The organism is Defluviimonas sp. SAOS-178_SWC, from assembly GCF_039830135.1.
In the GTDB taxonomy this organism is placed as follows: Bacteria; Pseudomonadota; Alphaproteobacteria; order Rhodobacterales; family Rhodobacteraceae; genus Albidovulum.
Genome location: NZ_CP156081.1, coordinates 1,380,563 through 1,406,995, shown reverse-complemented (window position 1 = coordinate 1,406,995; position 26,433 = coordinate 1,380,563). Strand labels below are relative to the sequence as shown.

26 protein-coding genes are annotated in these 26,433 nt (G+C 65.4%); 16 read left to right on the top strand and 10 right to left on the bottom strand.

Annotated elements, in window-relative coordinates; all coding sequences use genetic code 11:
- Positions 1-63: 63 nt before the first annotated feature.
- On the bottom strand, positions 64-450 hold the full coding sequence (locus V5734_RS07690) for a DUF7674 family protein (RefSeq protein ID WP_347312919.1): 387 nt from the start codon (positions 448-450) through the stop codon (positions 64-66).
- Positions 451-824: 374 nt separating this feature from the next.
- Between V5734_RS07690 and V5734_RS07685 the strand changes: the two genes are divergently transcribed.
- Positions 825-1,739 carry a DMT family transporter gene (locus V5734_RS07685; RefSeq protein ID WP_347312918.1) on the top strand — a complete coding sequence of 305 codons (915 nt, stop codon included), beginning with the start codon at positions 825-827 and terminating at the stop codon, positions 1,737-1,739.
- A gap of 154 nt (positions 1,740-1,893) precedes the next feature.
- Here V5734_RS07685 and V5734_RS07680 read toward each other — a convergent pair whose 3' ends face one another.
- From V5734_RS07680 to rpiA, 6 genes are all read right to left on the bottom strand, one after another.
- Positions 1,894-3,306: a Do family serine endopeptidase gene (locus V5734_RS07680; protein WP_347312917.1), complete on the bottom strand. Its 1,413-nt coding sequence runs from the start codon at positions 3,304-3,306 to the stop codon at positions 1,894-1,896.
- Between the two features lie 208 nt (positions 3,307-3,514).
- Positions 3,515-3,718, bottom strand: a complete 204-nt coding sequence (locus V5734_RS07675) for a DUF2065 domain-containing protein (protein ID WP_347312916.1) — start codon at positions 3,716-3,718, stop codon at positions 3,515-3,517.
- 3 nt (positions 3,719-3,721) lie between these two features.
- Positions 3,722-4,594, bottom strand: a complete 873-nt coding sequence (gene hflC / locus V5734_RS07670) for a protease modulator HflC (protein ID WP_347312915.1) — start codon at positions 4,592-4,594, stop codon at positions 3,722-3,724.
- The gene (hflK, locus tag V5734_RS07665; RefSeq protein WP_347312914.1) at positions 4,594-5,736 is read right to left on the bottom strand and encodes an FtsH protease activity modulator HflK; all 1,143 of its coding nucleotides are present in this window, start codon (positions 5,734-5,736) and stop codon (positions 4,594-4,596) included. Before hflK ends, hflC begins: the two co-directional genes overlap by 1 nt.
- A gap of 65 nt (positions 5,737-5,801) precedes the next feature.
- On the bottom strand, positions 5,802-7,160 hold the full coding sequence (gene gorA / locus V5734_RS07660; RefSeq protein ID WP_347312913.1) for a glutathione-disulfide reductase: 1,359 nt from the start codon (positions 7,158-7,160) through the stop codon (positions 5,802-5,804).
- Positions 7,161-7,180: 20 nt separating this feature from the next.
- Positions 7,181-7,969, bottom strand: a complete 789-nt coding sequence (gene rpiA, locus V5734_RS07655) for a ribose-5-phosphate isomerase RpiA (protein WP_347312912.1) — start codon at positions 7,967-7,969, stop codon at positions 7,181-7,183.
- Positions 7,970-8,143: 174 nt separating this feature from the next.
- Here rpiA and V5734_RS07650 point away from each other — a divergent pair, with 174 nt between their 5' ends.
- From V5734_RS07650 to V5734_RS07640, 3 genes are all read left to right on the top strand, one after another.
- Positions 8,144-8,854 (top strand): glutathione S-transferase family protein, encoded by a 711-nt coding sequence (locus tag V5734_RS07650; protein ID WP_347312911.1) that lies wholly within the window; start codon positions 8,144-8,146, stop codon positions 8,852-8,854.
- Positions 8,855-8,864: 10 nt separating this feature from the next.
- A complete protein-coding gene (locus V5734_RS07645) occupies positions 8,865-10,241 on the top strand; it encodes an L-serine ammonia-lyase (protein ID WP_347312910.1) in 1,377 nt (458 codons plus the stop codon).
- A gap of 81 nt (positions 10,242-10,322) precedes the next feature.
- Positions 10,323-11,264 (top strand): DMT family transporter, encoded by a 942-nt coding sequence (locus V5734_RS07640; RefSeq protein ID WP_347312909.1) that lies wholly within the window; start codon positions 10,323-10,325, stop codon positions 11,262-11,264.
- On the opposite strand, the gene V5734_RS07635 is transcribed toward V5734_RS07640, so the two are convergent.
- Positions 11,224-11,868, bottom strand: a complete 645-nt coding sequence (locus tag V5734_RS07635; RefSeq protein WP_347312908.1) for a thiamine diphosphokinase — start codon at positions 11,866-11,868, stop codon at positions 11,224-11,226. The two genes, V5734_RS07640 and V5734_RS07635, sit on opposite strands and share 41 nt — an antisense overlap.
- 164 nt (positions 11,869-12,032) lie before the next feature.
- Between V5734_RS07635 and V5734_RS07630 the strand changes: the two genes are divergently transcribed.
- Positions 12,033-14,474 (top strand): hypothetical protein, encoded by a 2,442-nt coding sequence (locus tag V5734_RS07630; RefSeq protein ID WP_347312907.1) that lies wholly within the window; start codon positions 12,033-12,035, stop codon positions 14,472-14,474.
- Between the two features lie 127 nt (positions 14,475-14,601).
- On the opposite strand, the gene V5734_RS07625 is transcribed toward V5734_RS07630, so the two are convergent.
- Together V5734_RS07625 and V5734_RS07620 are read right to left on the bottom strand one after the other, a co-directional pair.
- On the bottom strand, positions 14,602-14,838 hold the full coding sequence (locus V5734_RS07625) for a DUF2842 domain-containing protein (protein ID WP_347312906.1): 237 nt from the start codon (positions 14,836-14,838) through the stop codon (positions 14,602-14,604).
- Positions 14,838-16,130 (bottom strand): adenylosuccinate synthase, encoded by a 1,293-nt coding sequence (locus V5734_RS07620; protein WP_347312905.1) that lies wholly within the window; start codon positions 16,128-16,130, stop codon positions 14,838-14,840. Before V5734_RS07620 ends, V5734_RS07625 begins: the two co-directional genes overlap by 1 nt.
- A 290-nt stretch (positions 16,131-16,420) precedes the next feature.
- Here V5734_RS07620 and secG point away from each other — a divergent pair, with 290 nt between their 5' ends.
- The 11 genes from secG (at position 16,421) to V5734_RS07565 (ending at position 26,382) form a co-directional block, all read left to right on the top strand.
- On the top strand, positions 16,421-16,768 hold the full coding sequence (gene secG / locus V5734_RS07615) for a preprotein translocase subunit SecG (RefSeq protein ID WP_347312904.1): 348 nt from the start codon (positions 16,421-16,423) through the stop codon (positions 16,766-16,768).
- A 166-nt stretch (positions 16,769-16,934) separates the two neighbouring features.
- Positions 16,935-18,578 carry a CTP synthase gene (locus V5734_RS07610; protein WP_347312903.1) on the top strand — a complete coding sequence of 548 codons (1,644 nt, stop codon included), beginning with the start codon at positions 16,935-16,937 and terminating at the stop codon, positions 18,576-18,578.
- 13 nt (positions 18,579-18,591) lie between these two features.
- Positions 18,592-19,623 carry a RelA/SpoT domain-containing protein gene (locus tag V5734_RS07605; RefSeq protein WP_347312902.1) on the top strand — a complete coding sequence of 344 codons (1,032 nt, stop codon included), beginning with the start codon at positions 18,592-18,594 and terminating at the stop codon, positions 19,621-19,623.
- Positions 19,624-19,813: 190 nt separating this feature from the next.
- Complete coding sequence (locus V5734_RS07600) at positions 19,814-20,011, top strand: hypothetical protein (RefSeq protein ID WP_347312901.1); 198 nt, start codon at positions 19,814-19,816, stop codon at positions 20,009-20,011.
- 93 nt (positions 20,012-20,104) lie between these two features.
- Positions 20,105-20,548, top strand: coding sequence for a TerB family tellurite resistance protein (locus V5734_RS07595; protein ID WP_347312900.1), 444 nt, complete (start codon positions 20,105-20,107; stop codon positions 20,546-20,548).
- Entirely contained in the window at positions 20,545-21,312 is a 768-nt protein-coding gene (locus tag V5734_RS07590) for a phosphate/phosphite/phosphonate ABC transporter substrate-binding protein (RefSeq protein WP_347312899.1), read from the top strand. Before V5734_RS07595 ends, V5734_RS07590 begins: the two co-directional genes overlap by 4 nt.
- A gap of 94 nt (positions 21,313-21,406) precedes the next feature.
- Positions 21,407-22,186 (top strand): ABC transporter ATP-binding protein, encoded by a 780-nt coding sequence (locus tag V5734_RS07585; protein WP_347312898.1) that lies wholly within the window; start codon positions 21,407-21,409, stop codon positions 22,184-22,186.
- 34 nt (positions 22,187-22,220) lie between these two features.
- Complete coding sequence (locus tag V5734_RS07580) at positions 22,221-22,943, top strand: transporter substrate-binding domain-containing protein (protein ID WP_347312897.1); 723 nt, start codon at positions 22,221-22,223, stop codon at positions 22,941-22,943.
- A 189-nt stretch (positions 22,944-23,132) separates the two neighbouring features.
- The gene (locus tag V5734_RS07575; RefSeq protein ID WP_347313590.1) at positions 23,133-24,014 is read left to right on the top strand and encodes an ABC transporter permease; all 882 of its coding nucleotides are present in this window, start codon (positions 23,133-23,135) and stop codon (positions 24,012-24,014) included.
- Positions 24,011-24,850 carry an ABC transporter permease gene (locus V5734_RS07570; protein ID WP_347312896.1) on the top strand — a complete coding sequence of 280 codons (840 nt, stop codon included), beginning with the start codon at positions 24,011-24,013 and terminating at the stop codon, positions 24,848-24,850. The genes V5734_RS07575 and V5734_RS07570 overlap by 4 nt, the downstream gene beginning before the upstream one ends.
- Before the next feature lie 197 nt (positions 24,851-25,047).
- Positions 25,048-26,382: a glutamine synthetase family protein gene (locus tag V5734_RS07565; protein WP_347312895.1), complete on the top strand. Its 1,335-nt coding sequence runs from the start codon at positions 25,048-25,050 to the stop codon at positions 26,380-26,382.
- The last annotated feature ends 51 nt before the right edge of the window (positions 26,383-26,433 follow it).

Here is a 26,433-nt window from a genome sequence, read left to right as displayed (position 1 = left end):
AATATAGCCTCTGACCGGGCTGTCGCGGACGAAGCTGCCGTTCGACATTGAACTATCGGTACGCTATCGGTCATCCACTAAAGGTTCACCGTGGTTCCAAAACCGCTCCACTTTCGTCCACCAATAGGAGCTTTCTGGCCCCAGAAATTGAATGAAATCTCTGGGCTCCGTTCCATCGTGAAGATTCGCGTTCTGTAAATCTTCGATAAATCCAACTGTAGCAACCTGTCTGACGTATGGATCACCTTCAACAAGCCATCTCTCAACAACCTCAAAAACCTTGCCAACATTATGTTTTTCGCCTTCAGCAAGCATTCTTGAGCACTTGCGAACGACATCAGAAATCAAGAGATAGTGTGGAAGGTCTTCGGGCTCGTTTGACCACTCATCGGTGAATTCACTCCAGAGCTTTGAAAACGCTGGATCAACTCCCAGCATGAGTTCGAACATTTGGTTGCGGTTTATCATTCACATTTGGTCGCACGATTTGTGAATACTGGCAATCATAGGTCGTATGGCATTGGGTCAATTTGGGCTCCTTCCAGCCGTTCGCCACGCGCTGCCTGAACGGAGCTTCGGGCGTTGGCGAACTCGACGCGGCCCATGAGAGGCAAACCTTTCTGACAAAAGAGGCAATCTCAGCTCTGCACCAAGATTGCGCCCCCCCCTGTTTTCAAAAGAAATTTCTCCACCCAGAGGCAGACCCATGTGGCTGCCGCCACCGGAGACCGCCGGACAGCCCTGATCACAGCCGGAGCGCGTCGATTTCCGGTACACCGGACCCGCGAAGCACGATAGGAAGGGCCGTCCAAGCCGGAGCTTCCATGACCCGCCATCCGCTATACGGTCTCGCGCTTGCCGGTTTCGGCGCGCTGATCCTGACGCCCGACACGCTCTTCATGCGCTGGTCGGGAATGGACGGGTTCCAGATGCTGGCCTGGCGCGGGCTCCTGATGGGCGCGGTGCTGATCACGCTCTGGCTCTTCGGCGGTGCGCAAGGGCGTCGGGCGCTGCGATCGCGGGCGGGGATCGCGATCATCCTGTGCCACGCGCTCAACGCCACGCTGTTTTCGCTCGGGATCGCGATGGCGCCGGTGCCTGTCGTCCTTTTCGGGGTCGCCACGGTGCCGGTCTTTGCCGCCCTCTTCGCCCGCCTCGTCGGCGGCGAGGCCACCGGCCGGGCGACCTGGATCGCGACAGCAGCGGTCCTCGCCGGGATCGCCATCGCGGTCTTCGGCAGCGAAAGCGGTGACATCACGCTCGACCGCGCGTCTGTCCTGGGCGCGGTCGCCGGGCTGGGCGTCGCGGCGATGCTGGCGCTGAGCTTCGTGATCATCCGGCACGCACGGGCCGTGCCGATTATGCCGGCGATCGGCTCTGGCGCGATGTTGGCGGGATTGGCGGGACTGGCGCTTTCAGGCGGACCGGTGGCTGCGGCGGCAGGCAACATCGCCGCCATCGCGGTCAGCGGCCTCGTGATCCTGCCGGCCTCCTTCCTCGCCCTCACCCAGGCCTCGCGGCACACGGCCGCCGCGAATGTGAGCCTGCTTCTCCTGCTCGAAACCGTGCTCGGCCCGGTCTGGGTCTATGCCTTTGCCGGAGAGCCGCTGACCGCGCCGATGATCCTCGGCGGCGCGGTCGTGGTGGCGAGCCTCGCCCTCTACATCACGTTCGGGTCAGGCCGGCCCGCTTTCGCGCGTGCGTCGCGGCGGACACCCCGTCCGCCGCATGCGCCCTGATCATGGTCGAGGTCGAGGGTGCCCACACGCCATGATCGGCCCAGCGGACCGATTGCGACCGGGGCGACCCATCTGACGGGCACCGCGCCGAGGCACGCCGCAAAAGAAAAGCGCCCCCGCGAGGGGCGCTTTCCGGTCCACATGGGATCGGGACCTATTCGACCGACAGCGCCACAAAGCGCGGATCGCCACCCCGCCGGATGAGGAGGAGGAGCGACTTGCGCCCGGCATCCTTCGCCTCCGTGATGCGCGCGTCCAGATCGGAAAGGCTCGCCACCTTCTGCTGCCCGGCCTCGGTGATCACGTCGCCAGAGCGGAGCCCCTTTTCGAAGGCTTCGCTCGCCTGGTCGATATCGGTGATCACGAGACCGCTCGCATCGTCGGCCAGCCCAAGCTCGCCGCGCTGCTCGTCCGTCAGGACGTTCAGGGTCATGCCGAGCACATCCTTGGCGACAGGTTCGGTCGGTTCGGCCGAGGTCTGCACCGTCTCGCCTTCCGCCGCCTCGCGACGGCCGAGCGTGATCAGCAATGTCTGGCTCTTGCCCTCGCGCAGGACCACGACCCGCACCGCCTTGCCGACCTCGGCATCGGCGACACGGCGCACCAGTTCGCGGGTGTCTGCAACCTCCACCCCGTCGAACGAGGTGATGACGTCACCGGCCATCATGCCGCCGTCCTTCGCCGGGCCGTCCGGAACATCGGTGATGAGGGCACCGCGCGCGACCGCAAGCCCCATCGCCTCGGCGACGTCCGGGGTCACGTCCTGGATGCGGACGCCAAGCCAGCCGCGCCGCGTCTCGCCGAAATCCCTGAGTTGGCCGACAACTTTCGACACGACATTCGACGCCATCGAGAAGCCGATGCCGATCGAGCCGCCATTGGGGCTGAGGATCGCGGTGTTCACGCCGATCACCTCGCCGTCCATGTTGAACAAGGGACCGCCCGAATTGCCGCGGTTGATGGCGGCGTCGGTCTGGATGAAATCGTCATAGGTGCCGCTGAGCTCACGGTTGCGCGCCGAAACGATGCCGGCCGAGACCGAGAAACCCTGGCCCAGCGGGTTGCCCATCGCCATGACCCAGTCGCCCACGCGCATCACGTCGGAATTGCCGAAGTTGACGAAGGGCAACGGTTCGTCGCTCGTGACCTTGAGAAGCGCGATGTCGGTCTTGGGGTCGGTTCCCACCAGTTCCGCATCGAGCGTCTTGCCCGAGAAGAACTCGACCGAAATCTCGTCCGCCCCCTCGATGACGTGGTTGTTGGTGACGATGTAGCCGTCCTCGGAAATCACGAAACCGGAGCCGAGCGCGTTCGACCGCTGCGGCCCGCGCGGCCCGTTGGGGCCACCGAAATCGCGGAAGAAGTCCTCGAAGGGGGAACCCTCGGGCACGATCGGGCCGCCACCGGTCGGCGCCGCGACCGTGGTGGTCGTGGTGATGTTCACGACGGAGGGGCTGATCTTCTCGGCCAGGTCGGCGAAGCTTTCTGGGGCTGCGCGTGCCTCGGCCCGAATGACCTGGCCCATCGCCAGCGCCGCCGCCAGCATCAGCGCCCAAATCATCCCCATCGCGGCCTTCGGCCGGTCGGCGGATGCCTGCAGAGTGATCGCCTGAGGTTTCACACAAAACTCCCTGTTCTTCCCATGCCGGCATCGGGCCGTCCGTCGGCCGGACACCGTCTTTACCATCGAAGTAGGAACGCGGCGGCGCAATTCAAACTCCGTCGCGCATCCTCAACTCGATGTGATCGACCCTTGCGGTCGCCATGTGATTGTCTCAGCCCGCAAGCCCGGTCGCAAGCCAAATGAGCGCGACGCCCAGCGCGACGGCGCCAAGGCCGAGGTTCCGGCGGGTTTCCACCGGCATCCGCCGGATCAGTTCCAGGATCTCGTCGATGCGCGAAGGGGCCAGTGCAAGCACCAGCCCCTCCAGCGACAGAACCAGCCCGATAGCCAGGAGGATGAGCGCGAAGCCCTGCATTCGTCAGGGCTTCGGACTGGCCGACTTCAGATAGTCGAAGAACTCGCTGTCCGGCGCCATGACCATCGTCGAATTCCCCGCGAGAAGGCCCGCCCGGTACGCGGCGAGCGACCGGTAGAAGTCGAAGAATTCGGGGTTCGCGCCGTAGGCCTCGGCAAAGACGGCGTTCCGTCGCGCATCGGCCTCGCCGCGGATGATCTCGGCCTGACGCTGGGCGTCCGAGACGAGTTCGACCTTGGTGCGGTCGGCCTGCGCGCGCACGCGCTGCGCGGCCTCGTTCCCGCGCGCCACCTCGTCGGCGGCCTCGCGTTCGCGTTCCGCCCGCATCCGGGCGAAGGTCGCGTCGAGGTTCTGTTCCGGCAGGTCGGTGCGCTTCAGCCGCACGTCGATGATGTCGACGCCGAGCGAGCTGGCCTCGTTGCGCGAGGCTTCGCGGATGCGCCCGGCCAAGGAGGCGCGGTCAGCCGATAGGATCTCGGACGAGGTGACGGAGCCCAGAACCTCGCGCGTCTGCGCGCGCAGGATCGTGTCGATGCGGTTCTCGGCCAGCGCCACGCCCGAGGCGCCGACGGCCTGTCGGAAGCGCTGCACATCGGCGATGCGGTAGCGCGCGAAGGCGTCGACGACCAGACGCCGGTCATCGAGCGGCGTCACCTCCAGCGGATCGACGTCGAGGCCAAGGATACGGTCGTCGTAACGTACGACCTCCTGGATGATCGGCAGCTTGAAGTAGAGCCCCGGCTCCTCGCGCACGGCCTTGATCTGGCCGAACTGGAGAACGAGCGCCTTTTCGCGCTCGTCGACGATGAAGATCGACGAGAGCGCCGCTGCGATGGCGATGACTGCGACGGGAAGAAGAAGGGTTGCGCGGTTCATCAGTTGCTCCCCCCGGTCGTCGCCGGTTTCTTGCCAAGCTCGTTCAGCGGCAGATAGGGCACGACACCCTGCCCGCCCTGGTTCTCGTCGATGATGACCTTGTCGACCCGGCCCATCACCTCTTCCATCGTTTCGAGGTAGAGACGCTTGCGCGTCACCTCCGGCGCCTTCGCGTATTCGGCCAGAACCGCCGAGAAGCGGCTCGCCTCACCTTCCGCCTGGTTCACGACCTGGGCGCGGTAGCCTTCGGCCTCTTCCAGAAGCTGCGCGGCCTGACCGCGCGCCCCGGCGAGCACCGTGTTTGCATAGGCGTCGGCCTCTTTCTGCAAGCGGTCGCGCTGCTGCTCGGCCGACTGCACGTTCTTGAACGCGTCGATGACCTCGCGCGGCGGATCGGCGCGGTCGAAGTTCACCCGCACGATGTTCAGGCCGGATTCGTAGCTGTCGAGCGTCGACTGGATCAGCTCCTTCAGCCGCTCGGCAATGATGCCGCGGTCGCGGTTGAGGATCGGGGCGAGTTGCGACTGCGCGATGATCTCGCGCATCGACGCCTCGGCCACCGCGTTGATCGTCAGTTCGGGGTCACGCAGGTTGAAGAGGTATTTCTGCGAATCGTTGATGTTCCAGACGACCTGGAAGTCGATGTCGACGATGTTCTCGTCGCCGGTCAGCATCAGCCCGCTATCCGACCCGCCACGCCCGACTCCGATATCCTCGGTCCGTTCCGGCGTGACCGGGATCACGTTCGCGGTGACGACCGGCCACGGTGCGAAGTTCAGGCCCGGCTCGCCGATGGATGAGAACTTGCCCAGGAACAGTTCCACCGACTGCTCTTCCGGCTTCACCGTATAGAACGACGCGAAGGCCCAGAGACCCGCCGCCGCCAGCACCGCGATTCCCAGCGTCCCGCGCGTGAGGGCCGGCCCCGACGGGCCGCCGCCGCCGCCGTTCACCGGCCCGCGCGGCCCGCCGCGCCCGCCCATCAGGACGCGCAGCTGTTCGGTGCCCTTCTTGACGATCTCCTCGATCTCGGGGATCTGCGGCCCCTCGCCCGGACGACGCCCGCCCCGGCCACCCGGCCGGTCGTTGTCGTCGTCGCCGTCGGATCCGCCACCGCCCCAGGGGCCTCCGCTTCCAGCCATCAGTTCACTCTCCCCGTCATTCGCATTCGCATGTCACATCCCAACTGGTCTTTATCTCGTGAAAATCAAGCCGTCCGGACCGGCTTTCGCAACGTCACCAGTTCCTCGGCCATGACCGGGTGGACGGCGACGGTGCGGTCGAAATCCTCTTTCGTGGCGCCCATCTTGATCGCCACGGCGGCCAACTGGATCATCTCGCCCGCGCCGGGGGCAACGATATGGCAGCCGAGAACCCTGCGCGTCTCGGCGCAGACGATAAGCTTCATCATCACCCGGTCGGGCCGTCCGGCGAAGGCCGACTGCATCGGGCGGAACGAGGTCGCGTAGACCTCGATCGGCCGATCGTCCCGCGCCGCTTCCTCGGTCATGCCGACGGTGCCGAATTCCGGCTGGGTGAAGACCGCGCTCGCCACCAGCTCGTGGTCCGCCCTGGTGGGCTTCGCGCCGAAAATCGTGTCGGCGAAGGCGTGGCCCTCGCGGATCGCGACCGGCGTCAGGTTGATGCGGTCCGTCACGTCGCCCACCGCGAAGATCGACGGCACGGCGGTCTGCGACCATTCGTCGACGACCACCTCTCCCTGGCGCCCGAGCTTCACCTCCACCTCATCGAGACCAAGCCCCTCGGTGTTCGGCACACGGCCCGTCGCGTAGACGACGGCGTCATAGACCGCCTCGCGCCCGTCGGTGGACTTGACCCAGGTGCCGCCCTCGACGCGCTTCATCCCAAGCACGTCGGTGCCGACATGCAGGTTGACGCCGTTCTCGCGCATGAGTTCGGCGATATGCCCCCGCGCCTCGCCATCGAACCCGCGCAGGATCTGTTCGCCGCGATAATATTGCGTCACATGGACGCCCATTCCGTTCAGGATGCAGGCGAACTCGCAGGCGATGAAGCCGCCGCCGACGATCAGCACGGATTTCGGCAAGGCGTCCATCTTGAAGATGTCGTTCGAGGTCATGGCCCCGGCCGTCGCCGCCATCTCCGGCACGAAGGGCCTGCCGCCGGTGGCGATCAGGATGTGCTTTGCCGTGACGGTCCCGCCATCCGCCAGCCGCACCGTGTGCGGATCCTCGACCGTGGCGCGGCAGTCGTGGACCGTTACCCCGGCCCGGTCGAGCCCGGCGCGGTAGACACGTTCCAGCCGGTCGAGTTCGGCATCGAGCTTGGCGCGGAACACCGTCCAGTCGAAGGGACCCGTCTTGACGTCCCAGCCATAGGCACGCGCATCCTCCATCGCGGCGGCATAGGACGACGCGAAGACCATCAGCTTCTTCGGAACGCAGCCCCGGATGACGCAGGTGCCGCCCATCCGGTATTCTTCCGCCAGCGCCACCCTGGCGCCATGCTCCCCGGCCGCGATCCGCGCCGCCCGGACACCACCAGACCCGCCACCGATGACGAAGAGATCGTAGTCGAACGCCATCCGGCCCCCGTTGTCTGGCCTCACTCCCCGAGATCGGTGAAGAGGTTGTCGGTTTCCGCGAACTCGATCCGCTCGCGTTCGACCGCGCCGGTATTGATGTCGCGCGTCTCCACCTGGCCGTCGCCGTGACCGATGATGACGCGATCACAGATATCGATGAAAAGCCCGTTTTCAACCACGCCCGGCACCTGGTTGAGCGCCAGCGCGAGTTGCCGGGCATTGCCGATCCGGCCGAGATGGAGGTCGAGGATATGGTTGCCCTCGTCGGTAATATAGGGCCGGTCGCCATTCATCCTGAGCGTGATTTCGCGCCCAAGAACGTCCAGCGACACCAGCATTTCCTCGACAAGCGCCTTGGAGGTCTGCCAGCCGAAGCCGATCACCTCGATCGGCAGCGGGAAGGCCCCGAGATGGGCAACCTCCTTCGCCGCATCGGCGATGACGATCATCTGGTCGGAGGCGGTCGCGACGATCTTTTCCTGTAGAAGCGCCCCGCCGCCCCCTTTGATGAGGTTGAGGTCGGCGTCGAATTCGTCGGTCCCGTCAATCGTCAGGTCGAGCCAGCGTGCCTGGTCAAGCGTGACGACCTCGATGCCCTCCTCACGGGCGAGCGCGGCGGTGCGGCTCGATGTCGGAACCCCGGTGATCTTCAGCCCCTCGTTGCGGACGCGCTCCCCAAGGCAGCGCACCATCCAGGCCGCCGTCGATCCTGTGCCGAGGCCGACGCGCATCCCGCCTTCGATGAAGGCCACGGCACGCTTCGCGGCCACGAATTTCGCCTTGTCGATGGGGGGCAGGTCGGCCGGCATTTTTCTCTCCGTCAGGGTGGCACGCGACGCTTATAGGAAAGATGGTGTCCGGGTGCGAGCGTGAAATCGCCCTATGCGCCCGGCGGACCGTGTTACCGCGACGCCGAGCGTATTTCGCGGCAAAGCGTCGTTTTCCGTCTCGCCCGGGCGCCCGGGCCGGAGGATAAGGGCAGGATGACCGGAACCGCGCCCGACTACGTCCTCCACTACGCCCCTGACAATGCCTCGCTCATCGTGCGGCTGATGCTGGAGGAATTGCGCCTGCCCTACCGAACGGCGCTGGTGGACCGCTCCGCCCGCCAGCAGGACAACGCCGGTTACCGGACGCTCAATCCCGCCGGGCTGATCCCGGCCCTGGAAACCCCGGACGGCCCGATCTTCGAGACGGCGGCGATCCTCCTCTGGCTTTCCGAACGCCACGGCGCGATGGCGCCCGCGCCGGGATCGGCCGATCGAGCGGGCTTTCTCAAGTGGCTGTTCTTCACGTCGAACACACTGCATGCCGACCTCAGGATGCTCTTCTACCCCGAACGCCATGCCGGCGCGCCCGAGGCCGTACCGGCCTTCGCCGCCGCGACGCGCGCCCGGATCTCCCGGCACCTGGCGCTTCTCGACGCGATGGCCGCGACACAGCCCGCCTGGTTCCGGCCCGACACGCCATCGGTCCTGACCTGCTACCTGCCCCCGCTCCTGCGCTGGGTCGCACTTTACCCTCAGGACACGGCCGGCTGGTTCGATCTTGCCGCCGTCCCCGCCCTCCACGCGGTCGCCGCCGCGATGGAGACGAGGCCTTCCGCCCGCGCCGCCGCGGAGGCCGAGGGCCTCGGCGCGACGATCTTCACCCACCCCTCCTATGCCTGCCCGCCAGAGGGCAGCGCCACCTGAAAGGACGCCGATGTTTCTCTCCGTCTTCGACATGTTCAAGGTCGGTGTCGGCCCCTCCTCGTCGCACACGATGGGGCCGATGGTCGCCGGGGCGCGGTTCCTCGAAACCCTGCGCGCTTCGCCCTTTCATCCTCACGGGCTACGCGCCTCGCTCCACGGCTCGCTCGCCTTCACTGGAAAGGGCCACGCGACCGACAGGGCGACGATCCTCGGCCTTGCCGGTTTCGCGCCCGACACCTATGACGCCGGGAAGGCCGAGGCGGTGCTCGCCGCCATCGCCGAGACCGGCACCGTGACACCGCCCGGCCTGCCGACGCTCCGCTTCGCCCCCGCGACCGATCTCGTCTTCGACTACGGCCACCCGCTTCCGGGCCATGCCAATGGCATGATCCTGATGGCGACCGACGCGCAGGGCGACGTGATCCTTCAGGAGACCTACTATTCCATCGGCGGCGGCTTTGTCCTGACCGAAGCCGAACACGCGAATGCCGGGCGCGTGGCGGCCGCCCCCTCGGGCTGCCCCTACCCGTTCGAGACCGCCGCGAGGATGCTCGAAATGGCCGCCGCCTCGGGCAAGAGCATCGCCGAGATGAAGCGCGCGAACGAGCTGCATTTCCGCTCCGCCGCCGACCTCGACCGGGGCATGGACCGGATCTGGCAGGTGATGAACGACTGTATCGACCGGGGCCTTGCGACCGACGGGATCCTGCCCGGCGGGCTGAAGGTGCGGCGCCGCGCGAAGGCGATCCACGAGGCGCTTCTGGCCGAACGGGGGATGAACCTGACCGCGCCGCACGTGATCAACGACTGGATGTCGACCTATGCGATGGCGGTGAACGAGGAGAACGCCGCCGGCGGCCAGGTCGTCACCGCGCCCACCAACGGCGCCGCCGGGGTGCTGCCGGCGGTGATCCGCTACTGGCTTGGCCACGTGCCGGGGGCGTCCGCGTCGAAAGTCGGCGACTTCCTCCTGACGGCGGCGGCGATCGGCGGCATTGTCAAGACCAACGCCTCGATCTCCGGCGCCGAATGCGGTTGCCAGGCCGAGGTCGGCTCCGCCGCGGCGATGGCCGCCGCCGGGCTCGCGGCGGTGATGGGGGGCACGCCCGAGCAGGTGGAGAACGCGGCCGAGATCGCGCTCGAACACCATCTCGGCATGACCTGCGACCCGGTGAAGGGCCTCGTCCAGGTGCCCTGCATCGAGCGCAACGGCCTCGGCGCGATCAAGGCGGTGTCGGCCGCCTCGCTCGCGCTCAGGGGCGATGGCCAGCATTTCGTGCCGCTCGATGTCGCGATCGAGACGATGCGCCAGACCGGCCACGACATGCATGAGAAATACAAGGAAACCTCGCTCGGCGGCCTGGCGGTCAACGTCCCGAACTGCTGACGGAAGCGGACCATCCCCGAAACGGTCGGCGAGGTCGCTTTCGGGATGGACGCCCCCCGCCCGTCGCTGTAGCGCGGAGCGATGAACCAGACCGACCGCATATTGCCCGGCGTCGCGCTGATGATCGCCTTCTGCATCATCGCGCCCCTAATCGACGTCGCCTCGAAGCTCGCCGCCCAGGGTGTGCCGGTGGGCGTGATCGTCCTTGGCCGTGCGATCGTGCAGGCGGTTCTGATGCTCCCTGTCGTCCTCCTCATGAACCTGCCGCTGCGGCTCAACCGGCGCACGCTCGGCCTTGCCACGCTTCGCGCGCTGATGCTCGTCGCCTCCACCTACTGCTTCGTCGCCGCCGTCCGGGTCATGCCGATCGCCGATGCGCTCGCCATCGTCTTCGTCGAGCCGTTCGTGATCCTTCTCATCGGCCGGCTTGTCCTTGGCGAGCAGGTCGGCCCCCGCCGGCTGGCGGCCTGTATCGTCGGTTTCCTCGGCTCGCTCTTCGTGATCCAGCCGTCCTTTGCCGCCTTCGGCGCCGTGGCGCTCTTCCCGCTCGGCACCGCGGTCAGTTTCGCGCTCTACATGCTGGTGACGCGGCACCTGTCGCGCGACGTGCATCCGGTGACGATGCAGTTCCACACGGCGGCCCTCGCGGCCCTGCTCTGCCTGCCGCTCCTCGGCCTCGGCACGGCAGTCGGTGCGGCGCCGATCAGCTTCGTCCTGCCGCAAGGGATCTTCTGGCTCTGGGTCTTCTGCGTCGGGCTCGCCTCGACGGTCAGCCACATGGCGATCACCTATGCGCTGAAATTCGCGCCCTCCTCCACGCTGGCGCCGCTCCACTACCTCGAAATCGTCACCGCGACGCTTCTGGGCTATATCTTCTTCAGCGATTTCCCCAACGCGCTCACCTTCACCGGCATCGCGATCATCGTCGCCTCGGGGCTCTACGTCATCCACCGCGAACGCCGGCTGGCGCGGGCCGAACGGCTTACCACGCGGACGCTTGCAGCCCCGCAATCGCCGCTTTAAGCGCCGCTTTCGGCAGGATCACCAGCATCCGCGCCACCTCGAACTCCATCTCGACCGGGCCTGTCGCCTCGTTCGAGGTGCCGACCCGCCCGTCCGGCGCGAAATGGAGCCCGCCGATCGGCCAGCGCAACCCCCGGCTCGTCCCCGTGACCGCCGCCATCGGAAAGAGCGAGACCCGCGTGCCGGGCGCGAGTGCAAGGCCGATCCGGCGCGGGGCGATGAAGGCCACGTCCTCGCGCCCGAGGATCAGGCAGCGCCGATGCCCGTGCCGTGACAGCGCGTTCCAGACCGCGAGCGTGTGATCCGCACGGGGCCCCGCGAAACCGAGGCCGAGGATGAACGGCGCCTCGATCCGTTGCAGGCATTTCTCGAAATCCGTGGTTTCCTGTTCCGCCACGCAGTGGAAACGATCGTCCGGAATCGCGGACCGCGCGGCATCGTTCACCGAATCGAGATCGCCGATCACGGCATCGGGAACATGCCCCGCCGCCACCGCCACATTGGCGCCACCATCGGCCGCTACGAGATAGGGAGCGATGCGCAGCGCCCGGTAAAGGCTTCCGCGCTCAACATTTCCTGCGCCCAGCAGGGTTATTGGTGACAACGTTTGGACAATGCCGCGTGACATGGCAGTATTGATGGCGATTAAGGCAAGAGAACACAATCTCGGCCCGAAAAAATCCTTCATTTTACCCGTTTTTGTCCACGCTGACGCAATAGTTCCCCCTGAGTCTGCAAGGGCAGGCAAAAGTAGAAAGCGAGCTTTTCATGGTCGGTGCAAGTAAGATCCTGACGGTTTCCTACGGCACGTTCTCGTGCACCCTCGAAGGGTTCGAGGAGCCGTTCTCGACGATGAAGGCGATTGCGGAATACTTCCGCGATCTGGCCGCCGACGACCGGTATTTCGGTGCCGAGCCGCCGACGCCGGACGCCGAGATGCTCCACCGAATTGCCGAGCGCGAGATCCAGCGCCGGGTCGAGGCGAAGATCAGCGAACATGGCATCGTGCTGCGCGCCGACACTGACGCGGGTGGCGAGCCTGCCGCGAAACCGGCCGCGACCGCTCTGGTCGCCCCGGCCGCAGCCGCGGTCGCGCCCGTAGCCGCGCCGGCCGCCGCCGAACCCGCCCCGACACCGGTTGCAGAGACGATGCCCGAAGAGTTCGGCGCCGAAGAGGACGCCGGCGCCGACGTCTTCGCCGAGTACCTGCACGAAGAGCCCGAGGCCGCCCCCGTGGCCGACCGGGACGAGACCGACAATGACAGCGTCGCCTCGAAGCTCTCGCGCATCCGCGCCGTCGTCGCCGCCGCGCAGGCAGCGCCCGCCGCGCCTCAGGAAGACGAGGAAACCGCCGCCGACTTCGCGCCCTCGGCCACCGTGCCGGGCGGAGATTTCGGGTTCGAGCTCGAGCTTGACGATGTGACCGACCGATTCACCTCCGAACCGGCCGCCGAAGAGGACGGGTTCGCCACGTTCGAAGAGATCGAAGAGATCGCCCCGGTCGCCGAGGTCGAGGCGGAGGCTGAGTTTGAAGTTGCGGCCGAGGATGAGGCCGAAGACGTCGAAGCCGTAGTGGCCGGGACTGAACCTGACGAAGTCGAAATCGGCGCCGAAGCTGTCGAGGAAGAGATCGCCGCCGAAGAGGCCGAACCCGAAGCCGCCGCAACGGAAGAGATCTTCGAGGAAGAAACATTCGAGGAAGAGGCTGACTCCACCCTTGCCGATGTCGTGGGGCACTTCGAAGAGACCGAAGAGGACGCCGCCGAAGCCGAGGCGATCGTCGAGGCCGCGGCCGAGGAGCCGGAAGCGGAAGCGGAAGATATCGTAGCCGAAGAAGAGGTCGAAGCCACCGCGCTCGACCTCGGCGCCTGGCGCCTTGATGCGGAGGACGGTTCTGCCGCCGCGTCCGACGAGGCCGCTGAGGAGGCCGAACTCGAGGCCGACGAAGAGGACGACCTCGAACTCGAGGCCGCGTTCGAGGCGGAGGACGAGCTTGAGGACGAGGTAGGGATCGAAGCCGAAGCCGCCGAAGAGGACGCCGAAGCGGCCGAGGAGACCACCCCCGAAGCCACGAAGGCCAAGCCCGGCTTCTTCGGTCAGGCCGCCGCCCGCATGATCGAGCTCCGCAAATCCCTGGGCGCGGCGCGGGACGAGGAAACCGCCGAAGACGAAGTGGCCGACGAGGTCGCCGCCGACGACCGTCAACGCGACGAGGTCGAAGAGCGCAGCGCCGCGATCTTCGCCGCGCTCACCGAAGAGGTGGACAACGACGAGGACTTCGACGAAGCCGAAGAGGCCGCCGGCGAGGATGCCGATGCCGCGCTCATTGCCGGGATCGGGGCCGCGATCGGCGATACCGGGCTCGACCAGGACGCCGAGGACGATCTCCTGCGCGAACTGGCCGATGTGGCCCGCGAGGCGCGCCGTGACAGCCATGAGGGCCGCGCGATCCTCGAAGGCAATGCCGGTGATGGCGACGCCTCGGTCGAGCGTCTGATGGAGGAAGCCAAGTCGAAGCTCGAAGGCGACGAAAGCCGCCGCCGCTTCTCCGCGATCTCGCATCTGAAGGCCGCCGTCGCCGCCACCGTCGCCGACCGCAAGCTGAAGTTCACCGACACCTCCGCGACCGGCGCCGCCGCGCCCGGCGAGGAGATCGAGCGCTACCGCGACGACCTGTCCAAGGCGGTGCGCCCGCGCCGCCCGGCCGCCGAATCGGCGCCGACGACACGCCGCCCGACGCTCGAGACCCGGCAGGCGCCCCTCGTCCTCGTCTCCGAACAGCGCATCGACGCGCCCTCAAGCCCGAGCAATGACAGCAACGTGGTGCGCCCGCGCCGGATCAGCGCCGGCAAGGTCGTCATGAACGATGAGGTCGACGAGGACGAGGGCGCCGACGCCGCCGTTTCGCCGGAAGAAGCCAAGAGCTTCGCCGATTTCGCCGATCGCCTCGGCGCGGTGGATCTTTCGGACATGCTCGAAGCCGCAGCGGCCTATACCGCGACGGTCGAGGGCCTGCCGCATTTCTCGCGGCCACAGATCCTGCGGAAGGTGGCCTATGTCGCCGAGGACGAGGAATACAGCCGCGAGGACGGGTTGCGGTCGTTCGGGATGCTGCTGCGCCAGGGCAAGATCCAGAAGATCAGCCGCGGCCAGTTCACGATCACCGAGGCGTCGAGGTTCATGTCGGAAGCGCGCCGCGCGGCGCGGTGACCATCGCCCAGATGTTCACGAGTACCCTGCGGGGCGGTCTTCGGACCGCTCCGCATTTGCTTTGGGGCGGGTGTCGCGGGACCGAGGCGCCGCGATCGTCCCGTCTCATGTCAAACGGGAAAGCGCCCTAGTCCGGCCGCTCGTCCGGATCGGCCTTGCCGACGCCCCGGAAGACGAAGCGGAACGGCAGCGCCCAGAGAAACCCGAGCCCGACATAGACCGCAACCTCGGCAAGGATCGGCAGCCGGCCGTAGCGCGCCGACAGCCAGTCCGCGAGGGTAACCGCCGCGACGATGTAAAGCGGCAGCCCGACGACGAGGATCAGGAGCGAGAGCCGGCGCCGGGTCTTGTAGCGCAGCGCCATCAGTCGGCGAACGGATCGGTGACGAGGATCGTGTCGTCCCGTTCGGGGCTCGTCGACAGCAGCGCCACCGGGCACTGGATCAGCTCCTCGATCCGGCGGACATACTTGATCGCGGCGGCGGGAAGATCGGCCCAGCTCCGCGCGCCGGCCGTGCTTTCGGACCAGCCTTCCATCTCCTCGTAGATCGGCGTCACCTTGGCCTGGAGCGCCGCGGCGGTCGGCAGGTAATCGTAGGTCTTTCCCTCGATCTCGTAGCCGGTGCAGATCTTCAGGGTCTCGAACCCGTCCAGAACGTCAAGCTTGGTGAGCGCGATGCCGTTGACGCCGGAAATCGCACAGGTCTGGCGCACCAGCACCGCGTCGAACCAGCCGCAGCGGCGCTTGCGGCCGGTCACCGTGCCGAATTCGTGACCGCGCTCGCCCAGCCGCTGACCGTCGGCATCCTCCAGCTCACTCGGGAACGGGCCTTCGCCGACCCGGGTCGTGTAGGCCTTGACGATGCCGAGAACGAACCCGATCGCCGAGGGTCCGAGCCCCGTCCCCGTCGCCGCCATCCCCGACATCGTGGTCGAGGAGGTAACGTAAGGGTAGGTCCCGAAGTCGATATCGAGAAGCGATCCCTGTGCGCCCTCGAAAAGGATGCGCTTTCCGGCGCGACGCATCTCGCCCAGCACCTTCCAGACCGGCTGGGCATGGGCCAGGAGCTTTGGCGCCACCTCCATCAGCTTCGCCTTGAGTTCGGCCCGGTCGATCGGCGACGCCCCAAGCCCCGAACGCAAGGCATCGTGATGGGCAAGAAGCCGGTCGAGCCGCGCGTCCAGCGTTTCTTCGTCGCCGAGGTCGGCGACCCGGATGGTGCGGCGGCCGACCTTGTCCTCGTAGGCCGGGCCGATGCCGCGCCCGGTCGTGCCGATCTTCGCCTTGCCGGCCGCCTCCTCGCGCAAGCGGTCGAGGTCCTGGTGCAGCGGCAGGATCAGCGGCGTGTTCTCGGCGATCATCAGGTTGTCGGTGGAGATCGCCACCCCTTGCGCGGACAGCTTGTCGATCTCGGAAAACAGCGCCCAAGGGTCGAGGACCACGCCGTTGCCGATGACGGCGAGCTTGCCGGGGCGCACGATCCCCGACGGCAAGAGCGACAGCTTGAAGACGGTGTCGCCGATCACCAGCGTGTGGCCGGCATTGTGGCCGCCCTGGAACCGCGCGATCACGTCGGCACGTTCGGAAAGCCAGTCGACGATCTTGCCCTTGCCCTCGTCGCCCCACTGGGCGCCCACCACCACGACATTGGCCATCCGACTTGCTCCTTATCCGGCAAACGGGCTCCGTATAGCCGGGCGCAGGGCGAGGCGAAACCGCTTTTTCGCGAGCGCAGCACTCCGCGGCTTGCCCAAGCGGGATGTTGACCGCAAACCGCGCGTCCGAAGCCCGTGCCCGGATGGCGTACGACGCCAATGCCTTCGAAGCTCGACGCGGCTTGCCGCACGTCGTGCGCCGCCGGCGCGGCACCGGGCAAAACGCCTTGCGCTGCCGCCTCCATCCGCCTAGATAGGCGCGTCAGCGAACTGAGAAGGCCAAACGGTCCATGGAAAACGTCGTCCTCACCGTCCATCTGATCCTCGCGCTCCTGATGATCGGGGTCGTGCTCTTGCAGCGGTCGGAGGGCGGCGGGCTTCTGTCCGGCGGTGGCGCGATGTCGGCGCGCGGGGCGGCGAACGCGCTGACCAAGCTGACCTGGATCCTTGCCGCGGCCTTCATCGCGACGTCGATCACGCTGACCATCATCGCCGCGCAGAAATCGCAAGGCACCTCGGTTCTCGACACCTCGACCGAGGCGCCCGCCGACGCGCCGGCGACGCCGGCCCTGCCCGAAGGCAACCTTCTGCCGCCGAGCGCCGGCGACGCCCCCGTCGCACCGCCCGCGGCGGACTAGGGCCTACCACAACGATTTGATTTGTCGGTCAAAGCCGACCACAACACCTTGCGGTCCGGTTGCGGGCGGATCGCGAATCTGTTACTGCTTTAATCCCGTGATGCTGTGTCCGGAACGGATACGGCAAACCCAAGAAACTTGAGGCAATCACGGGGAGCCGACCTGCATGGCACGATATGTTTTCATCACCGGCGGTGTGGTCTCCTCGCTTGGCAAGGGGCTGGCCTCGGCGGCACTCGGTGCGCTTTTGCAGGCGCGCGGCTTCTCGGTGCGGCTGCGAAAGCTCGACCCCTACCTGAACGTCGACCCCGGCACGATGTCGCCCTTCGAACATGGCGAGGTCTTCGTGACCGATGACGGGGCGGAAACCGACCTCGACCTCGGCCATTACGAGCGCTTCACCGGGGTTCATGCCCGCAAGACCGACTCGATCTCCTCGGGCCGTATCTACTCGAACGTGCTGGAGAAGGAGCGCCGCGGCGACTACCTTGGCAAGACGATCCAGGTGATCCCGCACGTCACCAACGAGATCAAGGACTTCATCGCCATCGGCGACGACGAGGTCGATTTCATGCTCTGCGAGATCGGCGGCACCGTCGGCGACATCGAGGGCCTGCCCTTCTTCGAGGCGATCCGCCAGTTCTCCCAGGACAAGCCCCGCGGCCAGTGCATCTTCATGCACCTGACGCTCCTGCCCTACCTCGCCGCGTCCGGCGAGCTGAAGACCAAGCCGACCCAGCATTCGGTCAAGGAGCTTCGCTCCATAGGCCTCCAGCCGGACGTCCTCGTCTGCCGCTCCGAACACCCGATCCCGGAAAAGGAACGCGCCAAGATCGCGCTCTTCTGCAACGTCCGGCCCGAGGCGGTGATCCCCGCCTACGACCTGAAGTCGATCTACGAGGCGCCGCTCGCCTATCACCGCGTCGGCCTCGATCAGGCGGTGCTCGACGCCTTCGGCATCTCCCCCGCGCCGAAACCCAATCTCGACCGCTGGGAAGACGTGATGGACCGCCTGACGAATGCGGAAGGAGAGGTCCGCATCGCCATCGTCGGCAAGTACACCCAGCTTGAGGACGCCTACAAATCCATCGCCGAGGCGCTGACCCACGGCGGCATGGCCAACAGGGTCCGCGTGAAGGCCGAGTGGATCGACGCCGAGATCTTCGAACGCGAGGATCCCGCCCCCTATCTCCAGCGTTTCCACGCCATCCTCGTTCCCGGCGGCTTCGGCGAGCGCGGCACCGAGGGCAAGATCAAGGCCGCCCAGTTCGCGCGCGAGAAGAACATCCCCTATCTCGGCATTTGCCTCGGCATGCAGATGGCGGTGATCGAGGCGGCGCGGAACCTCGCCGGCGTCACCCGCGCAGGCTCCGAGGAGTTCGACCACGAGAAGGGCGAGAAGCGGTTCGAGCCGGTCGTCTATCACCTCAAGGAATGGGTGCAGGGCAACCACATGGTCTCCCGCAAGGCCGACGACGACAAGGGCGGCACGATGCGCCTCGGCGCCTATACCGCGCATCTCAAGTCGGGATCGAAGGTCGCCGGCGTCTATGGCGAGACCCAGATCGAGGAGCGCCACCGCCACCGCTACGAGGTGGACGTGAAATACCGCGACAAGCTGGAGAAATGCGGATTGATCTTCTCCGGCATGTCACCGGACGGACGCCTTCCCGAGATCGTCGAGTGGAAGGACCACCCCTGGTTCATCGGTGTCCAGTTCCACCCGGAACTGAAGTCAAAACCCTTCGCCCCGCATCCGCTCTTTGCCGATTTCGTCCGGGCGGCGAAGGAGGTGGAGCGGTTGGTGTGAGGGAGAACCCACCATGAGTGGTTGGAAGACCTGCAATTATTCGCGAGGTGAGATCGATCGTGCAGGGCAAGTGCTTCGTGGCAAACTAACCCACGAGAACTTTTCTCAGTACATTGACGCATACTCGGTAATGGACAATTGGCGCGCAAGCCATTCTTTTCCGTTGAACACAATTCAGATGTCGCTACGGAGACGCTCCAAAAACGTCGACAGGAGCGCAGATATCGTACAACGATTGAAGCGAGCTCCATCGGTGATTTCCAAACTTCGTCGCTACGACGGCATGCTTCTTTCAAGAATGCAAGACCTCGGAGGATGCCGCGCAATTTTGGGCGGTGTTGCTGACGTTTACTCCGTTCGTGAGCAATATAGAAAATCTAGAGATCGCCACGACCTAGCAACAGAGAAAGACTATATTGCCGAACCACAGTCGTCTGGCTATCGCGGAATCCATTTAATTTACAAGTACCGGAGCGACCGATCCAACGCCTACAATGATCATCGAATTGAAATACAGCTTCGAAGCCGAATTCAACATGCATGGGCAACGGCCGTTGAAATCGCTGGCGTATACGTACGTACGCCGCTCAAGTCCAGCATAGGACCGACCGAATGGTTGGATTTTTTTAAGTTTGCGAGTTCGGCTTTTTCGATCCTCGAGAATACTCCGAGGGTGCACCAAAGCGAATCTGAGGCGGAAATTATCAAATCCCTCAAAGATATCGATAAAAGAATTGACGCTAGGAATAAACTTTCGAGCTTCAATTCCGCACATGACTATATTGCGCAGAGTCGTCGAAAATCCGATACACACTTCATACTAACTCTAGACCTTTCTGAACAGAAGACGTTCATAGAAGCATTTGATAATTTCTCAATTGCAACGTCACGCTACTCTGATTTAGAAAAGAAATATATTGATAACGCAATGGTAGATGTTGTTCTAGTTGCCGCTGAGAACATTGAAAGCGCCACACACGCTTACCCAAATTATTTTGTCGATACTACAGAATTTATTCAAATCCTAGATGGAGTGCTATCTTAAAATGCTTAGGGATTGGCTTACGTCGCCGGTTAAACGGATCGCGCGGGCATCCACCGGATGCCCGCTTCGGCGATTCTCCGCAGGCACCCAAACCCACGGACGTTCCCCATCCCCGCCCCATCCGCACCCCGCTTCCGCCACATTGATCAAGGTTACTGAAACCTGGGCGGGGACGTCATGGGGGGAGACCATGGCTCTTGCGGCACTGATGATCGGCACCGTGGCGGGGATCGCCTCGTTCGCCCTCGCGCTCCTCTTCGGACAATCGCTTCTTGTCGCGCATCTGGCCTGGTGGGCGACGGGCACGGTCACGACCGTCGTTCTCATCGCCGCGGCCGCGGTGGCGCCGCAGCGGGACGACCTTGGCGACAGGGTCGCAACGGCCTGATCCGGGGCCAACCCCGCTCTCAAGTGTAGCTACGGCGTAGTTACGAACCTCTTACGCTTTGCAGACGCCGGAATTACCGCCTATATCCGCTTCATGTTCGGCCGTCTCCTCTCCTCGCTTCTCACGCCGCAGCCCGACCGTCTGCCGGAACCGGATGCGCAACTGGCGCTGGCCGCCCTGCTCGTCCGCCTTGCCCGGGCCGATGCGGACTATTCCGAACCCGAGCGCAGCCGCATCGACCGCGTCCTTTCGACCCGCTACGGGCTGTCGCCGTTCGAGACCGCGAAACTCCGCGCCGGGGCCGAGGCGCTGGAGGCCGAGGCGCCCGACACCGTGCGCTTCACCCGCGCCCTGAAGGACGCCGTCCCGCATGAGGACCGGATGAGCCTGATGCAGGCGCTCTGGTCCGTGGCCCTCGCCGACAATGCCCGCGACGCGGAGGAGGATGCCGTGATCCGGCTTGTCGCCGATCTGCTTGGCATTTCCGACCGCGACAGCGCCCTTGCCCGCCAAAGTGTCGAGAAAACAAGGACATGATCGCCAGCCTCGCAATGTATGACTGGCCGCAGGTGCGATCCGAGCATGACCGCCTGTGGTCGCTGATCCGCGCGGCGCTGGCCGACGAGGGCATCGCCGCGCCCGAGACACTGACCCGCGACGGCAGCCTTTGGGACATCTGGGAAAGCCCGGACCTTGTCATCGGCCAGACCTGCGGCATGCCGTATCGGACACGGCTTCACGGGCGGGTGGAGCTGATCGGAACGCCGGATTACGCCCTGCCGGACGCCCCTCCGGGGCATTACTACTCCGAACTGATCACCCGCGCCGGCGAACCGGGCGAGATCGAGGATTTCATCGAGCGAACCCTCGCCTTCAACGGCCAGGACAGCCAGTCCGGCTGGGCCGCACCCCAGAACCACGCGGCGCGCAAGGATCTGCGCTTCACCCACACCCTCCACACCGGCGCCCATCTCGACAGCGCCCGCGCCGTGGCCGAGGGCCGCGCCGACATCGCCGCCATCGACGCGGTCAGCTGGCGGCTGATCGTGGCGCACCTGCCCGACCTCGCCGCAAAGCTCCGCGTCATCGGCCATACCGAGCCGACGCCCGGCCTACCGCTGATCACGGCGAAGGGCCGCGACACCGCCCCCTTCGCGCGTGCCGCCGCTGCCGCCATCGCGGCGCTTTCGGCCGATGACCGGGAGGCGCTCGGCCTCAGGGGCCTCGTGGCGATCCCGGCCAACGCCTATCTCGCGGTGCCCACGCCGCCGCCGCCGTCGCAAGATGTGCCCGTGAATTGAGCATAACGCTGGGTAAACCGCAGTTCTGCTGACAAAAAGCGCATTGTAAATCGGCGAAATATCCGCCCTATTCGGATCCGGGGGATGTTTACACATGTCAGACGCCGACACGCCTGTTATCGAAATCCGCGACCTGCACAAGGCGTATGGCCCGCTTGAGGTGCTGAAAGGCGTCTCGCTGACCGCGCGCCGGGGCGCGGTCGTGTCGCTCATCGGGTCGTCCGGCTCGGGCAAGTCGACGCTCCTGCGGTGCTGCAACCTCCTGGAGGACAGCCAGCAGGGCGACGTGATCTTCAAGGGCGAGGCGGTGCACTGGAAGGGCGAGGGCCTGAACCGCCATCCTGCCGACAAGGCGCAGGTGATCCGGATCCGCACCAACCTTTCGATGGTATTCCAGCAATTCAACCTCTGGTCCCACATGACGATCCTGCAAAACGTCATGGAAGCGCCGCTCACCGTCCTGAAGCGGGACCGCGCCGAGGTCGAGGCGGCGGCGCGCAAATACCTCGAAAAGGTCGGAATCGGCGACAAGTGCGACGCCTTCCCGGCCCAGCTGTCGGGCGGCCAGCAGCAGCGCGCCGCCATCGCCCGCGCGCTTTGCATGGAGCCCACGGCGCTTCTTTTCGACGAACCGACCTCGGCGCTCGACCCCGAGCTCGAGCAGGAGGTCGTCAAGGTCATCAAGGCCCTGGCCGATGAGGGGCGGACCATGCTTCTCGTCACTCACGACATGCGGCTTGCCGCCGATGTCTCCGATCATGTTATCTTCCTCCACCTTGGAAAGATCGAGGAAGAGGGTCCGCCGGAACAGCTGTTCGGCAACCCGAGAACCGAACGCCTGCAAGGGTTCCTGAGCGCGACCGTTGCGGCCTGACCATCGAAGCAGCTCATACGACCGGGAGTAACCTATGAAGAAACTGATCCTCACCGCCGCCGCGCTGGCCCTGACCGCGGGGCTCGCCTCCGCCCAGACCGTGCGCATGGGAACCGAGGGCGCCTATCCTCCGTACAACTTCATCAACGACAAGGGCGAAGTCGACGGGTTCGAGCGCGAGCTTGGCGATGAACTGTGCAGCCGCGCCGGCCTGACCTGCGAATGGGTGACCAACGAGTGGGATTCGATCATTCCGAACCTCACCTCGGGAAACTACGACACGATCATCGCCGGCATGTCGATCACCGAAGAGCGTGACAAGGTCATCGACTTCACCCAGAACTACATCCCGCCGGCGGCGTCGGCCTATGTGGCGTTGTCGGCCGATGCCGACATCACGGGCGGCGTGGTCGCGGCCCAGACCGCGACCATCCAGGCCGGCTACGTCGCCGAGTCGGGCGCGACGCTTCTCGAATATCCGACGCCGGACGAAACCATCGCCGCCGTCCGCAACGGCGAGGCCGACGCGGTCCTCGCGGACAAGGACTTCCTCGTCCCGATCGTCGCGGAATCGAACGGCGAACTCGTCTTCGCCGGCGAGGACATCCAGCTTGGCGGCGGCGTCGGCATGGGTCTGCGCGAAAGCGACACCGAGCTCAGGGACAAGTTCGACGCGGCGATCACCGCCATGAAGGGCGATGGCACGCTCAACGCCTTGATCAAGAAATGGTTCGGCGAAGAGGCCCTCGTCTACTGAGGCGCCAGGGGCGGGCCTTGGGGCCCGCCCCCCACGGCGAACCCACGCGGCGGGGCGCGGACGGATCGCGGCGCCGTGACGACGATCCGCTCGGGTGATTTGGGCCGGACGGCCGAGACGACCTGACAAGAGCTTCATACCGGTGGGGCACCGCCCGTGCCCCACCTTTTCCCGACCGGGGCGATGACGATGTTCGCAAGCTGCGCCGATCCCGACGCGATCGAGGGGCTCACCTGGCTCCTTTGCTATCTGACGACGGGAAAGCACCTTCTGTTCTACACGTCTTTCGGGGTCGTGCTTCTGCTGATGCTGATCACCGCACCGGCGGCACTCGCCTTCGGCTTCGGCGGGGCGATGGCGGCGCGGTCGCATTTCCTGCCGCTCAGCCTGATCGGCAAGGCCTATACCGCGATGGTGCGCGGCGTGCCCGACATCATCTTCTTCCTCTTCGTGCCCATCGCGCTCGACCAGGGGTTCGAGTACCTGCGCCACAAGGCGAAATGTTCCGACTGGGAGCAGCCGATCTGGCAGGGCAACGATTTCGTGGTCTGCCCCGAAGCGAAGCTGCCGCTCTCCAGCAGCCCGCAATGGATCCATGAAACCTACGGCTTCACCCTTGCCGTCCTTGCCTTCGCCATCGTGTTCGGCGCCTTCGCGGCCAACGTGATCTACGGCGCGATGCAGGCGGTGCCGCGCGCCCAGATGGAAACGGCCGAGGCCTACGGCATGTCGCACCGGCAGAGCTTCTGGCGCATCCTCGTGCCGCAGATGTGGATCTACGCTTTGCCCGGTCTCTCGAACCTGTGGATGATCCTGATCAAAGCCACGCCGCTTCTCTTCCTTCTCGGCATCCGCGACATCGTCTACTGGGCACGCGAGCTTGGCGGCTCCAAGACCTCGCATTTCGATTATCCGCACCCGGACTGGCGGGTCTGGTATTTCCTTGCCCTCCTCGTCTTCTACCTCCTGATGACCAAGCTCTCGGAAAAGGTGTTGGGGCGGCTCACCGTCCGGCTCAGCCACGGCCAGGCGACGCTTGCCGGCGAAATGCAGAGAAAGGCGGCGCGATGAGCTGCACGCAGACAATCGCCGACTATGCGCTGCGGTCCATCGGGATCGGCGAACGGCTTCTGCCCAAGGGCGACATGACGCTCTGCGAGCACTTCACCCTGATCGGGTCGGGGCTGATCTGGAACCTCTATTATGGCGTGTTGGCGCTCTTCTTCGGCTTCTTCCTCGCCAATGCGATCGCGGTCGCGAAGGCGAGTGCCAACCCCTGGGCGAGGAAGCCCGCCGAATGGTTCGTCTTCGTCTTCCGCGGCTCGCCGCTCTTCATCCAGTTCTTCCTCGCCTACGAGACCTTCGTCCTCCTGCCCCGCGCCGGCATCGACATCCCCTTGGGCTTCATGACGATCACGGTCGCGACCTCGTGGCTTTCGAAGGCCTGGGCCGGGGCGCTGATCGTTCTCTTCCTCAACACCGCCGCCTATTCGGGCGAGATCTTCTACGGCGCGCTCCGCTCCATCCCCAAGGGCGATATCGAGGCGGCCGACGCCTACGGCATGTCCGGCTGGTCGCGGTTCCGCCGGGTCATGTGGCCGACGATGATGCGGCTCGCCTGGCCCGCCTACACGAACGAGGCGATCTTCCTCTTTCACGCGACGACGCTTGTCTATTTCTCGGGCTTCCCGGCCTTCCAGCAGAAGGGCGACGCGCTTTATTACGCGACCTATTTCGCGGCCAAGACCTTCAACCCCTTCGTCGCCTATCCGGTGATCGCGGCCTATTTCATCCTTCTGACTCTGGCCATCATCGGCCTTTTCGGCATGGTGAACCGGCACCTGAACCGCCACCTGCCGAAAGAGCGGCGCAGCAGAATTCGCTTGCGTCCGCAGATCATCCGGTAGTATTCATCATTTGATCAAATTATTCGACGGGAATGAGAGCCTGATTCCGGGCACTTGGCCAAGTGGGTCGAACCGTCCGCAAAATTTGATCATAAACAGCTAAGGCCCAAGGGCATGGGCCGACGCTGCCAGGCGGACTTCGCGGTCCCGGCCCATGGCGGTTTCGGAATGCGCGCTCCGGCCATCCAGGTGAGATGATGAAGAACTGGCTCAGAAAACACCCCGAGGTGCGCACGATCCGTGTGGCGGCGGCCGACCTCAACGGGCAGCCGCGCGGCAAGCGGGTGCCGACGCGTTTTGCCAACGCGGTGGTTGAAAACGGAACCCGCTACCCGATGTCGGTCCTGAACCTCGACATCTGGGGCGAGGATATCGAGGACAGCCCGCTCGTCTTCGACTCGGGCGACGTCGACGGCGTCCTGAAGCCGACCGAGCGCGGCTTCCTGCCGATGCCGTGGCTCGACAGCCCCTCGGCGCTCCTGCCGCTCTGGATGTTCCGCGAGAACGGCAAGCCCTACGACGGCGATCCGCGCCACGCTCTGTCCCGCATCATCGCGCGCTACAAGGAGCATGGGCTGACGCCGGTCTGTGCGATGGAGCTGGAATTCTTCCTGATCGACGACAGCGGCAAGACGCTTCAGGTCCCGCCCTCGCCCCGTTCCGGCAAGCGCCGCAAGGCGGCAGAGATCATGTCGATCCGCGCCCTCGACGCCTTCGACACGTTCTTCACCGATCTCTACGATGCCTGCGAGGCGATGGACATTCCGGCCGACACCGCGATCTCTGAATCCGGCCTTGGTCAGTTCGAGATCAACCTGATGCATTGCGACGACGCCTTGCGCGCCGCCGACGATGCCTGGCTTTTCAAGATGCTCCTGAAGGGCATGGCGCGGCGGCACGGGTTCGCCGCCAGCTTCATGGCCAAACCCTACCCGGAATATTCCGGCAACGGGCTACACACCCATTTCTCGATCATCGACAAGAACGGGGACAACATCTTCGACAATGGTGGGCCGGACGGGTCCGACATGCTCAGACACGCGGTCGCGGGCTGCCTTGCCGCGATGCACGACTGCACGCTGCTTTTCGCGCCGCACGACAACAGCTACGAACGGCTCATTCCCGAAGCCCACGCCCCGAACCAGATCTGCTGGGCCTATGAGAACCGGACCTCGGCGATCCGCATCCCCTCAGGCAATCCGGCGGCGCGGCGGATCGAACACAGGGTCGCGGGGGGCGACGTGAACCCCTACCTGATGCTCGCGGCCATTCTTGGCGCGGCGCTGATCGGGATCGAGGGCAAGATGACCCCGACGGCGCCGATCACCGGCAACGCCTACGCGCTCGACCTGCCCTTGCTGCCCGACAGCTGGAAAGAGTCCATCGACGTCTTCGAAAAAAGCGAGATCGTCGCCCAGATCTTCCCGAAGGAACTGATCCGCAACTATGTCATGACCAAGCGGCAGGAGCTTCACTACATGGAAGAACTGTCGCCCGAGGAGAAGACCGAGGTCTACCTCGACACCGTCTGACCGCTTCCTGCCATTTGCCTTGCGCGGGGGAATGGCAGGGCGTTACCTTCA